General features: G+C 32.4%; 14 protein-coding genes. 6 read left to right on the top strand and 8 right to left on the bottom strand.

Going from position 1 to position 15,416, the window contains the following annotated elements:
* Positions 1-5 precede the first annotated feature (5 nt).
* Genes AC2TDS_RS13390 through AC2TDS_RS13380 form a run of 3 tightly spaced genes read right to left on the bottom strand, consistent with a single transcriptional unit; the run spans position 6 to position 2,419 of the window.
* Positions 6-806 carry an ion transporter gene (locus AC2TDS_RS13390; RefSeq protein WP_484736086.1) on the bottom strand — a complete coding sequence of 267 codons (801 nt, stop codon included), beginning with the start codon at positions 804-806 and terminating at the stop codon, positions 6-8.
* On the bottom strand, positions 806-1,168 hold the full coding sequence (speD, locus tag AC2TDS_RS13385) for an adenosylmethionine decarboxylase (protein ID WP_484736085.1): 363 nt from the start codon (positions 1,166-1,168) through the stop codon (positions 806-808). The genes AC2TDS_RS13390 and speD overlap by 1 nt, the downstream gene beginning before the upstream one ends.
* A 39-nt stretch (positions 1,169-1,207) precedes the next feature.
* Positions 1,208-2,419 (bottom strand): aminotransferase class V-fold PLP-dependent enzyme, encoded by a 1,212-nt coding sequence (locus AC2TDS_RS13380; RefSeq protein ID WP_484736084.1) that lies wholly within the window; start codon positions 2,417-2,419, stop codon positions 1,208-1,210.
* 89 nt (positions 2,420-2,508) lie between these two features.
* On the opposite strand from AC2TDS_RS13380, the gene AC2TDS_RS13375 reads away from it, so the two are divergent.
* Both AC2TDS_RS13375 and AC2TDS_RS13370 read left to right on the top strand, forming a co-directional pair.
* Entirely contained in the window at positions 2,509-3,834 is a 1,326-nt protein-coding gene (locus AC2TDS_RS13375) for a serine hydrolase domain-containing protein (RefSeq protein WP_484736083.1), read from the top strand.
* Between the two features lie 3 nt (positions 3,835-3,837).
* Positions 3,838-4,179, top strand: coding sequence for an SdpI family protein (locus tag AC2TDS_RS13370; protein ID WP_484736082.1), 342 nt, complete (start codon positions 3,838-3,840; stop codon positions 4,177-4,179).
* Positions 4,180-4,184: 5 nt separating this feature from the next.
* On the opposite strand, the gene AC2TDS_RS13365 is transcribed toward AC2TDS_RS13370, so the two are convergent.
* Positions 4,185-4,862, bottom strand: a complete 678-nt coding sequence (locus AC2TDS_RS13365; RefSeq protein ID WP_484736081.1) for an SCO family protein — start codon at positions 4,860-4,862, stop codon at positions 4,185-4,187.
* Between the two features lie 157 nt (positions 4,863-5,019).
* Between AC2TDS_RS13365 and rseP the strand changes: the two genes are divergently transcribed.
* On the top strand, positions 5,020-6,366 hold the full coding sequence (gene rseP / locus AC2TDS_RS13360) for an RIP metalloprotease RseP (protein WP_484736080.1): 1,347 nt from the start codon (positions 5,020-5,022) through the stop codon (positions 6,364-6,366).
* A gap of 100 nt (positions 6,367-6,466) precedes the next feature.
* Entirely contained in the window at positions 6,467-7,549 is a 1,083-nt protein-coding gene (gene dinB / locus AC2TDS_RS13355) for a DNA polymerase IV (RefSeq protein WP_484736079.1), read from the top strand.
* Here the strand turns inward: dinB and AC2TDS_RS13350 are convergent, their stop codons facing one another.
* The 4 genes from AC2TDS_RS13350 to rplU all read right to left on the bottom strand — a co-directional run bounded on the left by AC2TDS_RS13350 (position 7,550) and on the right by rplU (position 11,771).
* Positions 7,550-9,469, bottom strand: a complete 1,920-nt coding sequence (locus tag AC2TDS_RS13350) for a tetratricopeptide repeat protein (RefSeq protein ID WP_484736078.1) — start codon at positions 9,467-9,469, stop codon at positions 7,550-7,552. It abuts the gene before it with no gap.
* Between the two features lie 5 nt (positions 9,470-9,474).
* On the bottom strand, positions 9,475-10,209 hold the full coding sequence (locus tag AC2TDS_RS13345) for a LytR/AlgR family response regulator transcription factor (RefSeq protein WP_484736077.1): 735 nt from the start codon (positions 10,207-10,209) through the stop codon (positions 9,475-9,477).
* A gap of 649 nt (positions 10,210-10,858) precedes the next feature.
* Positions 10,859-11,119 carry a 50S ribosomal protein L27 gene (gene rpmA / locus AC2TDS_RS13340; protein ID WP_484736076.1) on the bottom strand — a complete coding sequence of 87 codons (261 nt, stop codon included), beginning with the start codon at positions 11,117-11,119 and terminating at the stop codon, positions 10,859-10,861.
* 34 nt (positions 11,120-11,153) lie between these two features.
* On the bottom strand, positions 11,154-11,771 hold the full coding sequence (rplU, locus tag AC2TDS_RS13335) for a 50S ribosomal protein L21 (RefSeq protein WP_484736075.1): 618 nt from the start codon (positions 11,769-11,771) through the stop codon (positions 11,154-11,156).
* A gap of 216 nt (positions 11,772-11,987) precedes the next feature.
* Here rplU and AC2TDS_RS13330 point away from each other — a divergent pair, with 216 nt between their 5' ends.
* On the top strand, positions 11,988-13,304 hold the full coding sequence (locus tag AC2TDS_RS13330) for a M16 family metallopeptidase (protein ID WP_484736074.1): 1,317 nt from the start codon (positions 11,988-11,990) through the stop codon (positions 13,302-13,304).
* A 20-nt stretch (positions 13,305-13,324) separates the two neighbouring features.
* Positions 13,325-15,382: an insulinase family protein gene (locus AC2TDS_RS13325; RefSeq protein ID WP_484736073.1), complete on the top strand. Its 2,058-nt coding sequence runs from the start codon at positions 13,325-13,327 to the stop codon at positions 15,380-15,382.
* Positions 15,383-15,416 lie beyond the last annotated feature (34 nt).

Genomic DNA, 15,416 nt, shown 5'->3' with positions numbered 1-15,416 from the left:
AGTAATTAGTCTATTTGTTTTCCACAATGCGGACAGCTGCATTGTTCTTTTATATTTCTAAATTTTCTTATTTCTTCAATATATGCCGAACTAATAATTCCTGTCGGTAGCGCCACAATACCAATACCCAACAAAGCGATAAACGCACTTAAAACTTTACCGATTCCTGTTACAGGGTATATATCTCCATACCCCACGGTAGTCAATGTTGCCACTGCCCACCACATTGCTTGACCTATATTTTGAAATGCCTCTGGCTGGGCACTTCTTTCTATAGAATACATTAGTGTAGACGCCAATATTAACAAAATAAAAACCAAAAAAACGGTGACTGTTATTTCGTTTTTAGTTTTTGAAATTACATTTTTGATGATACTTAACGATTTAAAATATCTTTTCAATTTCAACAAACGTAATAGTCTAAACAAACGCAACGTTCTTAAGATTCTTAAGTCTATTTTAATGAGGTACGGTAAGAAAAACGGCAAAATGGAAATTAAATCGACCAACCCCATAAATGAGGTCATATATTTAACCCTTGCTCTTGTTGGTTTTAAATTAGGGTAAACCGAACCTGCCATCCATATTCTCCATAAATATTCTATGGTAAACACTGTAATGGAGAAAACCTCAAGTATATTAAAGTAAAAAAAAAATGCTGTATTGATATCGTGATATGATTCTAATACAATAGCAATCATATTAATAATGATAAGCCACGAAATAAAGTATTCTACGAATTTATCTCCTTTTGCGTTTTCTTTTTCCTTAGCTAATAATAATGCTGTTTTTTGTGTAATCATCATTATTGAATTTTATCTAGAAAACCTCTTTGATTTGATGTTATGTCTATTCTTTTAGCTTTAAATTGTTGCTGTATCCAAAGAATCCCTTCTTTTAAATCGAAGGACTTATTACAGGTAAAAAAATCTAAGGCAACATATTGATGCTCTGGCCATGTATGTATAGCAATATGACTTTCTTTAATTACAATTACGCCACTAATCCCTATCGGAGAAAACTCATGAATTGTCGTATTTACAATCGACAACTCCATAATCGTAGCAGCTTCTTCTAGAATATCTTTAATGGCTGTTACGGAATCTATGATTAAAGGATCACAATCATAAAAATCTACGGTAGTTTGATAACCTAAACTCTTTTTCATCAACCAAAGATACAGTTTTTTAGATAGTTAAGAAATTAATTAAGACAACATCATTTTTGCCTTTTTTACTGCATTCACTAATATATCAACCTCCTCTTTCGTATTATAAAAAGAAAAAGAAGCTCTCACTGTACCAGGAATTTTATAAAAATTCATGATGGGTTGTGTGCAGTGATGCCCTGTTCTAACAGCAACACCTAATTTATCAAGAATAGACCCTACATCAAATGGATGTATTCCTTCTAAATTAAAAGAGATAACAGATGTTTTATGAGTAGTTCCGTAAATCTTTAACCCTTCGATTTTTTCAAGTTCTTGCGTACCGTATATAAGCAATTCATTTTCTTGGTTGGTTATATTCTCAAAACCAATGGAATTCATATAGTCTATAGCGACACCAAAGGCTATGCCTCCACAAATATTTGGGGTACCTGCCTCAAATTTGTGTGGCAGACCTGCATAGGTAGTTTTTTCAAAAGTTACTGTTTCTATCATTTCTCCTCCTCCTTGATAAGGAGGTAACATCTTTAACAATTCTTCTTTACCATATAACAACCCTATTCCTGTAGGTCCACACATTTTGTGGGCTGAAGCTACATAGAAATCTACATCTAATGCTTGAACATCTGGTTTGAAATGAGGGCATGCTTGGGCTCCATCTATTAGTACATACGCTCCAAATTTATGAGCCGCATGAATAATTTCTTTTATGGGATTAATGGTTCCTAGGGCATTTGATACGTGATTACAAAATACTAACTTCGTTTTGGTATTCAACAACTCATGGTATATATCCATTTGCAATGATCCATCTTCTTCCATAGGAATAACCTTTAATATGGCTCCTGTTTTTTCACATAGCATTTGCCAAGGCACAATATTCGAATGATGTTCTAAAGCTGAAACTATAATTTCATCTCCTTCATTTAAAAGTTCGGAAAACCCAGAAGCAACTATATTAATACTATGCGTAGTTCCAGCAGTTATGATAATTTCATAGGAATGTTTAGCATTAAAATGTCGTTGAATCTTGTTTCTTGCCTCTTCATATTTATCCGTAGCTTCTTGACTTAAGGTATGTACACCTCTATGAATATTTGCATTGTAATTAGAATAATAATCAACAATTGCATCAATAACTACCTGAGGTGTTTGTGAGGTAGCTCCATTATCAAAATACACCAATGGCTTACCATGAACCTTACGCTTAAGAATAGGAAAATCTGCTCTAATCTTTTCTATGCTAAACATATTCTTTTAATTTATAACAAAGGTAATACTTGCTGTATTAAAAATTATAACAATCATTTAAATTATTACATTTGCTAAAAACCTCTGTAATGAAACTCTTAAAAAAACTCTTATTACTTGTTCTAGTCATCTTAGCTATTGTTTTTTACTACAACTACCCCAAATTAAATATATTGGCAGGGTATTCGGCGAAAAACACTGCTTCATCTGTCTATGTTGCAGGCAGAACATTAGCTTTTACCGATAGTACGGACAACAATTTCTCTCCTATTAATTTAACCACTGATAACATTAACAAAGAAGAAAAATCGGCTACAGGCTCTGCTTTTGGTTTACTAAAAAGAAAGGCTTTTTTTAGAAAAGGACTTGGCTGTGTTTTAGTAACAAACGATTTTGACATTTCAACGCCTTTTTCAATTCCTAAACGCTCAATCTCTCATAAATCGACACCTTATCCTTACGGTAATGCTCCTCAAAAAGATACTGTTTTTCAAAATATAGATTACCCGAAATTAAAGGAAACAGTAAACTCTATATTTAACAGCACTAATAAAACAAGAGCTGTTGTTGTTCTTTATAAAGACAAAATTATAGCTGAAAAATACGACACTGGATTTACCAAAGATTCTAAAATTTTAGGCTGGTCAATGACAAAAAGCATTACTGCTACCTTATTTGGCATTTTACAATGTCAAGGAAATATCGATGTAACGAAAAGAGCTTCTATAAAAGAGTGGCAAAATGACAATCGTAAAAACATTACCATACATAATTTATTACAAATGAATTCTGGATTGGAATGGGTTGAAGATTATAACTCTATTTCTGATGTGACGAGGATGCTGTTTTTATCAAAAGATGTTACCAAAACTCAAATCGACAAACCTTTAATTGGCAAACCCAATGAAAATTGGAACTATTCTTCTGGTACTACCAACTTACTATCTGGTATTTTACGAAAACAATTTACAACGCATCAGGAGTATTTAGATTTTTGGTATAGTGCTTTGATTGATAAAATCGGAATGAATTCTATGCTTGTTGAAGCCGATATGAGTGGCAATTATGTTGGGTCTTCATATGCTTGGGCTACGCCAAGAGATTGGGCGAAACTTGGTTTGTTATACCTTCATAATGGAAACTGGAACGGGGAGGCTTTATTTGATAAAGACTGGGTTACTTATGCCACCACCCCAACTCCAACATCGAACGGTCGTTATGGCGCTCAAATTTGGCTAAATGCAGGTGGCCGATATCCTGATGTCCCAAAAAACATGTATTCATTTAACGGTTATCAAGGACAAAATGTTTTTGTTCTACCCGATCAGGAAATGGTTATTGTTAGAATGGGACTAACTAAAAATGCCGATATTAATGTATTTTTGAAAGATATTATTTCAACCATAAAAAACTAAAGGATGAACCCTTATTATTATATATTATCTATTAATGGATTGTTATTTGTTTTCAGCGTTGTTTTTTACTTTTTCCCACCCCAAAAAACAACGTCTCTATATGGTTACCGAACCCACAAAACAATAAAGAATAAAACTATATGGAAATTTGCTAATAATTACTTTACCAAACAACTTTTAACCTATTCGGCAATTTCATTGTTGGCTGCCTTGAGTCTAGTTTTTTTAAATAAAAATATAACTTGGCAACCTATGGCAATCATGTTATTAACACTTGCTATTTCGGTAATAAAAACAGAACAAGAAATCAATAAAATTTTTGATGAGGAAGGAAACAAAAAGTAAAGAAATTACTTTTTGTATTCTTCTTTAAGCACAGTGATATCATCAATAATTTTTTGCATATTTTCCTTTTTGGTCCCATCATAAACCCCTCTAATACGGCGTTCCTTATCTATGAGAACAAAATTCTCAGTATGAATAAAATCATTTTCGTCACCATTGCCCTCGTCTAGCACAGCAAAGTAACTTTTACGAGCTAAATCGTATATCTGTTTTTTATCCCCTGTTGTTACATTCCACTTTCCATCAATGACTCCTTTTTTGGTTGCATATTCTTTTAAAACAGGCACACTATCTATTATTGGTGTTACAGAATGTGATAAAAACAACACATCATCATCATTTTTATAATGTTCTTGTAATTCAGTCATGTGATATGCCATAATAATACATATAGATTGGCAACGTGTAAAAAAGAAATCAGCTATATAGATTTTATTTTCATAATCTTCGTTCGTAATTATTTTTCCATTTTGATTCGTCAAACTAAAATCAGCAACTTTATGATTTTTCGTTTTGTTTCTTACCGACATATCCACTAGCTTCGGATTTACATCTGCAGGATTATAAATAGGTAATTTTTTATCTACTTTTACCAAATGATAAAACACTGGAAGAACTATTGCAGAAAATACCAATAAAAAAATTAAGGTGTTTCTTGACTTTTTAAAAAATTTAAGTTCCATTTTTACAGATTTTGATACAAAAATAAACTAAATAAAGTGTTTATAAATCCTTACTCCAAAAAGTTTGTTAAAACAAAAGTACTAGTAGCTTACAAACTTTTAGAACTCTTTTTAAAAACGTACCTTTGTCCGATTTAAATTTAGAAATAAACCATTTATGGAAATTTTAATAAAAGCATCTCAATTTATCTTAAGTTTATCGCTATTAATTGTGCTCCACGAGTTAGGGCATTTTATACCAGCTAAACTATTCAAAACCAAGGTAGAGAAATTCTATTTATTTTTTGATTATAAATTTTCTTTGTTTAAAAAGAAAATCGGAGAAACTGTTTATGGAATTGGATGGATTCCTTTGGGGGGCTATGTTAAAATTGCAGGGATGATTGATGAAAGCATGGATACTGAACAAATGAAAGAAGAACCTAAACCTTGGGAGTTCAGATCTAAACCGGCATGGCAACGCTTAATTATTATGCTAGGAGGTGTTACCGTAAATTTTATTTTAGGAATTGTCATCTATATATTGCTCATGTACACTTATGGCGAAAAGTTCTTGCCAAATGAAAGTGTGAAAGACGGTGTTTGGGTTCAAGATCAGCTCGCTATTGATTTAGGTTTACAAACAGGCGATAAAATTGTAACTATTGATGGTAATCCAGTGGAAAAATTTAGAGAGCTTCCTTTAGAGTTTATCAATGGAAATAATTATGCCATAGAAAGAAATGGTGAAATCATACAAAAAGAAATCCCTACAGACTTTATTTCTAAATTAGTAGATCGAGGCAAAAACGCTGGGGCTTTTATAACACCTAGGTACCCATTTATTATAGCTAAAGTTTCTGACGATTCACCGAATATTAATAGTGGCTTGAAAAGCAAAGATATTGTCGCTGGAATTAACGGTGTGCCCATTAAATATTTTGATCAAGCTAAATTGGAACTAGAGAGATTCAAAGGAAAAGAGATAAGCATTACAATTAAAAGAAACGATCAAAACATAAGTTTTCCTGTTAACGTGACCAAGGAAGGCAAATTAGGTGTTGCTCTTGCCAACCTCTCATTACCTGACTTAGAGAAACTTGGATATTATGAATTGGCTAATAAATCATATTCGTTTGCAGAGGCTATTCCTGCGGGTACTACCAAAGCTTGGACAACCTTGGCTAGCTATGTGAAACAACTTAAAAAAATAATTAACCCTAGCACAGGCGCATACAAAGGCCTAGGAGGCTTTATTTCTATAGGTAGCATCTTCCCCTCTCAATGGAGCTGGCAAACATTTTGGAGCATTACAGCCTTCTTATCAATTATGCTAGGTTTTATGAATTTATTACCTATCCCAGCTTTAGATGGTGGTCATGTGATTTTCACTTTATGGGAAATGGTTACAGGAAAAAAACCTAGTGATAAATTTTTGGAATACGCCCAAGTTGCTGGTTTTATGATACTCCTTTCTCTATTAGTATTTGCTAATGGAAATGATATATTTAGATTGTTCAAATAATTAAAGAACTTTTAAACTACTAAAAAGCCCTTATAAACTATTATAAGGGCTTTTTTGATGTCTCTTAACTATATTTTAGAGCTTTTTGTACTTTTACTGAATGGATTTACCAACGCCTTATAAAAAGATCATTCACGTTGACATGGATGCCTTCTACGCTTCCGTTGAACAACTAGATGATCCGGATTTAAGAGGGAAACCAATTGCTGTAGGAGGAAGTGACGTTCGAGGCGTTGTTGCAGCGGCAAGTTATGAAGCACGAAAATTTGGGGTACGATCTGCGATGAGTGGTGCACTAGCCAAACAAAAATGCCCGCATTTAATTTTTGTTAAACCTAGGTTTGAACGCTATAAAGAGATTTCATCAAAAATTCGCGCCATTTTTTACGATTACACTGACTTAGTTGAACCACTTTCCCTTGACGAAGCCTATTTAGATGTTACAGAGAATAAAAAACGCAACCCTTCTGCCAGTCGTATCGCCAGAGAAATTAGGCAACGAATATGGGATGAAATAGCACTGAGAGCTTCTGCTGGGATTTCTATTAATAAATTTTTAGCAAAAGTGGCTTCGGACATTAACAAACCTAACGGACAAAAAACCATAAATCCAGATGAGGTTATTGGCTTTTTAGAAAAGCTTCCGGTTAATAAATTTTATGGTGTAGGTAAAGTCACTTCTTCTAAAATGCATAATCTAGGTATTTTCACAGGATTAGACATAAAGCAAAAGTCACTCAACGAATTAGTAACTCTTTTTGGAAAATCAGGAACTCACTATTACAATATTGTAAGAGGAATTCAAAATAGCAGTGTAAAACCAAATAGAACTCAAAAATCAATAGCCGCTGAACGCACGTTTCGAGAAAACCTATCATCAGAAATATACATGTTAGACCGTTTGGATACCATCGCAACTGAACTAGAGCGCAGAATGATTCGTTCTAAAACCAAAGGAAAAACATTGACCTTAAAGATCAAATACAGCGATTTCACCCAACAAACGAGAAGTAAAACAGTCTCTAATTACCTGTATTTAAAGGTTGATTTTATGCCTATAATAAAAGAACTTCTATATCAAGAAAGCTTGAAAGAATCTGTTCGACTACTTGGTATATCCTTTGGCAATCTCAACACACCCAAAAAAGATCCTGTTTGGGTACAATTATCATTTGACTTTTAGCTAACTAATAGGTATTCTAAGGGATACTTTTGTTCCAATAGGCATATTCGACTTATCTAACAAATCTGTATAAACCAATGAGTAGCTATTTTGAAACTCATTAGAAAAGTTCTTCAATCGTTGCTTTGTTAATTCTATGCCAATTGATTTTCTCTTTAACGATTTACTTTTCTTTATCTTTAAAGCCGCTTCCCTACCAATACCATTATCTGTAATATCAATTTGAATAAAATTATCAGATATTTTCTCGATTTTTAAAATAACAATCTTTCTTCCTTTTTTTGACGATAGGCCATGCCAAATAGCATTTTCTAGAAAAGGTTGCAATATGAGTGGTGGTACTTTTACTTTTTCTAAATTAAGCTCCTCATCAATATATTCTCGGTAGGTGATTTCATTAGAAAACCTTATGTTTTCAATACTCATATATAAATTCATTGTTTTCAGTTCTTCTGATAATGTCACCTCTTTCGTTTTCGAGGATTCTAAAATACTCCTGATTAACTTTGAAAATTTATTTAAATAATATACCGCGTTTTTTTGCTCATTGTTGATGATGTATAATTTAATTGAGTTAAGAGCATTAAACACAAAATGTGGACTCATCTGACTCTGCAATGCTTCTTGTTCTAACATCAATATCTTTTTATCATTACTCAATAACCTTTGACCATAAATAGCATATAACAAAACCCCAAACAGCGCTATAGATACCAATGCGATAATTAAAACATTACGGTTTTTAGTAAGTTTGAGTTTTGTAATTTCATTTTCCTTTGCTAAACTTTTAATTTTATTACTCTTAACTTCACTATCGTACCTATTAATTAGGTTATTAACATACAAAACATTTCTATCGTTAAAAATTTTTCTATCCCCTTCAATAGATTTTTTATAAAAATTATATGCCGTTTTATAATCTCCTTTCAGCTTATAGATTTGAGACAAATATTCGTAGGAAGTATTTACATTCGTTGGGATAGTATATTTTAAAGCTATACCTAAAGCTTTCGTTATATTTTTCTCTGCCTCAACTAGCTCATTCAATTTTATCTGACAGTAACCTAGTGTATTATGTACTGCTGATATATAATAGCTATTCCCTATTTCATGTGATAATTTTTTTACTTCGGTTATTATCTTTAAAGCTATTTTGTAATCTCCCTTTAAAATTAAAACATTACTGATACTATTATGACATATAACCTTTCCTATTTTGGATTTGTTTTCTTCATTGTATCGAAGTGACTCATAATAATTTTTTAAAGCATTATCCAAATCCCCAAGATGTTGAAAAACCACTCCAATATTCTGGTGATTAATCGCTAACCCTTTATTATCATTTAACTCTCGTTGCGTTATAATAGCTTTTTCGAACTTTTCAAGAGCCAATTTATATTGCTTTAGTGTTAAGTATATGTTTCCAATACTATTTTCCGAAATGCTAATACTCTTTTTAAAATGAATAGATGGGTTTTCAATACTACTTGCCAACTCCAATGCGTATTGATGATAATTTAAAGCATATCTTATCTTATCTTGCCTTCTAAAAACAACACCTATTTGATTTAATGTTACAATTTCAGCACTAACTTCTTTAACTTTTCTTGAAAGCTCTAACGCTTCTTCATAATACCCTATAGCCTTCTTATATTCTGTTTTATTTCTAGATCTTCTTCCTTGCAAATTATAGGCATAAATTTTACCATAAATACTATTGAATTCTTCACTTTTATTTAAGAGTAAGTCCATTTTACGATCATCGAACTTACACCTTCTAAAATGTTCTTGTACTTCAAAGTAATTGGTGATCTTTTTGTCAAAAAAACTATCTATCAAACTATCCTGTTCCACAGAAGAACTCACCTGAGAATAACTATTGATACACAAAAACAAACTGTATATAAAAAAGAGCTTCATTAATACTAAAATTTATCCAAAAAGTCAGATTTCTTTTGCCTAGAAACCGGGATTTTATGATTATTTTCTAAAATAACGTAACCACCAGATTTTAAGAATTCCTTTATTTTGTTAAGATTAATAACATACGAATTGTGGATTCTAAAAAAATGATCTTCGGGTAATAAAGCATTCACTTCTTTCAATTTTTTGGTTACTACAATCTTTTTATTATTGGTTGTATATATAGAGCTATAGTTACCATCTGATTCTACAAATAATATTTCGGACTCTTCCAAAAAAATCAATTTCCCATCTGAACTAATAATTATCTTTCGCCGATTAAACTTTTTATTAAAGCTAGATAAGATCTGATCGAATTTAGTAGTGCTACTTGTTTTAGAATGATGATTTTTTATTCTATCTAATGTTTCCTCTAAATCGTCAGAATCTATAGGTTTTAACAAATAATCAATGGCTTCATTTTTCAATGCCTTAATTGCATACTCATTGTATGCGGTAGTAATAACCACCGCAAAATCTTTTTTATTCAACTTGTTCAATAACTGAAAACCATCCATGGTTGGCATTTCTATATCTAAAAACAAACAATCGAGCGGGTTTGCATTTATATATTCTATGGCTTTTTCAGCTTCATTAAAGGTCTCTACAACCTCTAAATCATTGCTAAAGTTTGATAATTCCCAAGTAAGCCCTTGTATGGCTTTAGGTTCATCATCTACAATTACAGCTCTTAACATTCTTACGTATTTACATCAAATGTAACCTATAATATGCGAAAATTAAAATCGAAAAAGCTCATTACCAAACAAAAAACACCCCAATTAAACCTGCTACACTTTAATACAAACCAATTACACAATATCATATACCATCAGTACATTTAGTTTTATTAAATTATTTTTTCATCCCATATTTGCCTAATAATATATAAGGGGAATCATTTCATTTTGATAATTGGGGGATTAATCAACAATGAGAATTGAACAGAAAAGCACTAAGTATTTAGTGCTTTTCTTTTTTTTATCTATTTATCAAAATAGGTAATTACTTAATTTACTGGTGTAAATTACATTTACAAATAACTACCAAACAAACGTTTAACACTTTTCAACCTAAAAATAAGTCAACTACACATTATCATCTACCAACTATACATTATAACTTTTGTAACTTCATTATTTACCTCATATTTGATGAGGAATATGTAGATAGATTCATTTTGATAATTGGGGGATTAATCAAAAATGATTATTAAACAAAAAAAGCACTAATTGGAGATTAGTGCTTTTTTTAATTGCCTTAACTGTGTGTGAACTAATTAGGCATATAAAAACAAAAACTGCCTTCAACAGACAGTTTTTGCTTTAATAAGATATCTTTACTATTCTATGCTTCAAATGGAAGTATAGAAACATATGATTTATTATCTCTTTTCTTTTGAAACTTAACAACACCATCAACTTTAGCATGTAACGTATGGTCTTTCCCCATATATACATTTTCACCTGGATTGTGTTGAGTTCCTCTCTGACGAACAATAATATTACCTGCAATAGCAGCTTGTCCACCAAAAATTTTTACTCCTAAACGTTTCGATTCTGATTCACGACCATTTTTCGAACTTCCGACACCTTTCTTATGAGCCATCTTAATTGAGTTTTTTTAGATTAAACTTACGGATTTATTTTTCAACGCCCCCGTCTAACTTATCTTGTAATTCTTTTAATTCATCCCACTTTCCTTCAGCGGCAAGACCTGCTTGCTTTGGCCAAGTATCAGTAACATGATTCCCACGTACATTTGCTATAATTTCAGAAATCTTAGCTGGTTCTGCTTTCGCCAAATCTGCATAAGTAACGATCCCTGCCTCAACTAAAGTTTCAGCAATTTTAGGTCCAATTCCTTCAATCTTCTTCAAATCATCTCCTTTAGATGCTTTTTTAGGAGCCGCTTTTTTAACTTCCTTTTTTGGAGCTGCTTTTTCTCCTGAAGTACCAATACTTTCAATTTGAATCTCTGTTAAGTATTGTCTGTGTCCGTTCTTCTTTCTGTAACCTTTTCTTCTTTTCTTCTTAAAAACGATTACCTTATCACCTTTTAAGTGACCTAAAATTTTTGCAGTTACTCCTGCACCTTTTATAGCTGGGGCGCCAATAGTTACATTTCCACTGTCTTCAATAAGCATTACTTTATCAAAAGTTACTTTTGATCCTTCTGCTTCTTGTAAACGGTGAACATACACCTTTTGGTCTTTTGCTACTTTAAACTGTTGCCCTGCTATCTCTACGATTGCGTACATACTTTTTATTTTGCGTTTATACATTAATACACAACTTCTTAAAGAAATTGCGGGTGCAAATATACGTATTTTTAAAAACTAAACAACCTACAAACCAGAAAATTAATACCCTAAACACCATATTTAAATTTTTATAGGTAAATTATTCCCGAAATTCACGTAACATAAACGTTACGGAAACGTCATATAAGTTATTAACAAACTAAACAGTAACCAATGAAAAAAATACTTTTAACCCTAACTGCAACCATGGCTTTTGTTTTTATAGCAAATGCACAAAAAGTTGAGTTTGAAGAGTACGATTTAAAAAACGGAATGCACGTTATTTTACACCAAGATAATACGGCACCAGTTGTCACTACCTCTGTAATGTATCATGTAGGAGCCAAAGATGAACAACCTAATCGCACAGGTATGGCTCACTTTTTCGAGCACCTTCTATTTGAAGGAACAAAACACATCAAAAAAGGAGAATGGTTCAAAATTGTTTCTTCTAATGGTGGAACGAATAATGCCAATACCACAGATGACAGAACCTACTATTATGAAGTTTTCCCATCAAATAATCTTGAATTAGGATTATGGATGGAATCAGAAAGGTTGCTACATCCAATCATCAAACAAGAAGGAGTTGACACCCAAAATGAAGTTGTAAAGGAAGAGAAGCGCCTCCGTGTTGACAATCAGCCTTATTCTCGTTTCTTAGAGAATGTAAAGAAAAACATGTTTAAAAAACATCCTTATAAAGGAACTACAATTGGTAAAATGGAGCATTTAGATGCTGCTACCCTTGAAGAGTTTTTAGCTTTTAATAAAAAATTCTACGTTCCTAATAATGCTACTTTAGTGATTGCAGGAGATATAAACATCCCTCACACAAAAAAACTAATCGACGCTTATTTTGGCCCAATCCCAAGAGGAAATGATATCGTTAGAAGCTTCCCTAAAGAAGCTCCCATAACAGAAGAATTTTACGCCAAAGCTTATGACCCCAACATTCAAATTCCTGCTATTGTTCAGGCGTATAGAACTCCTTCTATGAAAACAAGAGATGCGCGAGTTTTAGACATGATTTCATCTTACTTAAGCAGTGGTAAAAGTTCTGTACTCTACAAAAAACTAGTAGATGTTAAAAAAATGGCATTGCAAGCAGGAGCATTTAATTTGAGCCAAGAAGATTATGGAACTTATATTATCTATGCTCTTCCTTTAGGTAAAAATGACTTAAGCGATTTAACAAAGGAAATTGATGCAGAGATCAATAAACTTCAAAACAATTTAATTTCAGAAAAAGATTTTCAAAAATTACAAAACAAGTTTGAAAACAACTTTGTGAACTCAAATTCAAGTATTGAAGGAATTGCGAATTCTTTAGCTCGATACAATGTATTGTACGGTGACACAAACTTAGTAAATTCTGAAATTGATATTTATCGATCAATTACAAGAGAAGAGATACAAAATGTGGCTAAAAAATATTTAAATAAAAACCAAAGACTGGTAATGGAATATTTACCAGAATCAAAGAAATAATTCAGTAATAAGACAGCATTATGAAAAAAATAATATTATTAGCATTAGCAGTTGCAACCATGTCTTTTTCTGCAACCGGACAACAAATAGACAGAAGTGTACAACCAAAACCAGGGCCTGCTCCAAAGATTCAACTTGGCGAAGCTGAAAAATTCAATTTACCAAATGGTTTGAAAGTCATTATGGTAGAAAACCATAAGTTACCAAGGGTTTCTGCTTCTTTGACTTTAGATAATGAACCAATACTTGAAGGAAATAAGTCAGGTCTTTCAGATGCAATGGGCGCTTTATTAGGGAACGGAACCTCTAAGATTACAAAAGACGATTTCAATGAACGTATAGACTATTTAGGAGCCTCTCTTTCTTTTAATAGTGATGGAGCTTCTGCTCGTTCCTTAACGAAGTATTTCCCTGAAGTATTAGAATTAATGGCGAATGGAATTAAAGATCCAAAGTTCACGAAAGAAGAATTTGACAAATCTGTAGAAAGAACCTTAGACGGGATAAAATCTGAAGAAAAAAATGTCAAAGCAATAGCCAGAAGGGTAGAGAACGCCTTAGTATATGGGAAAAATCACCCTTATGGAGAGTTTGTGACCAAAGAAAGCATCAAGAACATTACTTTAGACGATGTTAAAAAACATTACACTAGTTATTTCAGACCAAACAATGCCTATTTAGTTATCGTAGGAGACATTAACCCTAGTGAAACTAAAAAAATGATTACCGCCTTATTCAGTACCTGGGAAAAAGGAAGTATTCCCGTTGCTTCTATCCCTACTCCAAAAAACTTGAATACTACCGAAATCAATTTTATTGATATGCCAAATGCCGTTCAATCAGAAATAGCGGTAGTTAACACGTTAGATTTAACTTTAGGAGATACTGATTATTATGCCGCTTTGTTAGCGAACAATATTTTAGGTGGAGGTGGAACTGCCCGTTTATTTATGAATCTTCGTGAAGACAAAGGGTACACCTATGGTTCTTATTCAAATATTTCTCAAAACAAGCTAAAAGGATTGGCTAAGTTTAAGGCAAGTGCTGCGGTAAGAAATATAGTAACAGACAGTGCTATGGTTGAAATCCAAAAGGAAATCAACAAAATAAGATATCAACAAGTAACTGCTGAAGAATTAAAAAATTCAAAGGCTAAATATATAGGAGACTTTGTAAGAAATGTACAGAAGCCAAGAACAGCGGCTCGTTTTGCGCTAAATATTGCTCGTTACAACTTACCAGATAATTTCTACGAAACCTACCTTGAAAACATAAACGCTGTAACTTTAGAAGACGTTCAAAACGCAGCATTAAAATATTTTAAAGGAGACAAGGCTAGAATAATTATTACAGGCAAAGGAATTGATGTGTTGAACAACTTGGAAAAAACAGCTAACTACAACATCAATTATTTTGACACATATGGTAATCCGACAACAAAACCAACTATGAGTTTACCTATTCCATCAGGTGTAAACGCCAGTACTGTAATAGATAATTATTACAATGCTATTGGAGGGAAAGACAAAATAGCTACCGTAAAATCATTATTCATAAATTCCAACGCTACTATTCAAGGCACTCCGGTAAATTTGGTTATCAAATCTGCCGCACCGAACAAACAAGCCAGTATAGTTTCTGTAATGGGTAACATTATGCAAAAAAGTGTTTTTAATGGTACTACAGGTTATCAAGAAGCTCGCGGACAAAAAACAGCATTAACAGGTACAGATTTAGAAGAAAGCAAGAACTTGTCAGCGCCATTTTCTGATGAAGCTTATAGAAATGGAAAATTAGACCGAATAGAAGCTATTGATGGTAATAATGCTTATGTTATAAAGTTCGGGAAAACCGAAGCTTTTTACGACGTAAAAACAGGTTTAAAAGTTAAGGAAGTTCGAACTGTAAAAGGACCGCAAGGAGAAATGGTAGTTCCTTCTACTCTTTCTGAATATAAAGAAGTAAATGGAATCAAATTCCCACATAAAATGGTTCAAGTAATGGGCCCAATGAAAATGGAGTTCATTACAAAAGAAATAAAAATAAACAAGGAAGTTTCTGATGAAGATTTCAAATAAACTCAGTTTTTTATAACCTTACACAAAAGAGTCA

The sequence above is a fragment of the Tenacibaculum profundicola genome, from assembly GCF_057220795.1.
Note: the sequence above shows the minus strand (reverse complement) of the source record. Positions and strands in the feature narration are given on the sequence as shown.

Bases quoted from the DNA above. Each gene is read 5' to 3' on its own strand.
- AC2TDS_RS13390 (WP_484736086.1), bottom strand. From the start codon at position 806: ATGATGATTACACAAAAAACAGCATTATTATTAGCTAAGGAAAAAGAA.
- speD (WP_484736085.1), bottom strand. From the start codon at position 1,168: ATGAAAAAGAGTTTAGGTTATCAAACTACCGTAGATTTTTATGATTGT.
- AC2TDS_RS13380 (WP_484736084.1), bottom strand. From the start codon at position 2,419: ATGTTTAGCATAGAAAAGATTAGAGCAGATTTTCCTATTCTTAAGCGT.
- AC2TDS_RS13375 (WP_484736083.1), top strand. From the start codon at position 2,509: ATGAAACTCTTAAAAAAACTCTTATTACTTGTTCTAGTCATCTTAGCT.
- AC2TDS_RS13370 (WP_484736082.1), top strand. From the start codon at position 3,838: ATGAACCCTTATTATTATATATTATCTATTAATGGATTGTTATTTGTT.
- AC2TDS_RS13365 (WP_484736081.1), bottom strand. From the start codon at position 4,862: ATGGAACTTAAATTTTTTAAAAAGTCAAGAAACACCTTAATTTTTTTA.
- rseP (WP_484736080.1), top strand. From the start codon at position 5,020: ATGGAAATTTTAATAAAAGCATCTCAATTTATCTTAAGTTTATCGCTA.
- dinB (WP_484736079.1), top strand. From the start codon at position 6,467: ATGGATTTACCAACGCCTTATAAAAAGATCATTCACGTTGACATGGAT.
- AC2TDS_RS13350 (WP_484736078.1), bottom strand. From the start codon at position 9,469: ATGAAGCTCTTTTTTATATACAGTTTGTTTTTGTGTATCAATAGTTAT.
- AC2TDS_RS13345 (WP_484736077.1), bottom strand. From the start codon at position 10,209: ATGTTAAGAGCTGTAATTGTAGATGATGAACCTAAAGCCATACAAGGG.
- rpmA (WP_484736076.1), bottom strand. From the start codon at position 11,119: ATGGCTCATAAGAAAGGTGTCGGAAGTTCGAAAAATGGTCGTGAATCA.
- rplU (WP_484736075.1), bottom strand. From the start codon at position 11,771: ATGTACGCAATCGTAGAGATAGCAGGGCAACAGTTTAAAGTAGCAAAA.
- AC2TDS_RS13330 (WP_484736074.1), top strand. From the start codon at position 11,988: ATGAAAAAAATACTTTTAACCCTAACTGCAACCATGGCTTTTGTTTTT.
- AC2TDS_RS13325 (WP_484736073.1), top strand. From the start codon at position 13,325: ATGAAAAAAATAATATTATTAGCATTAGCAGTTGCAACCATGTCTTTT.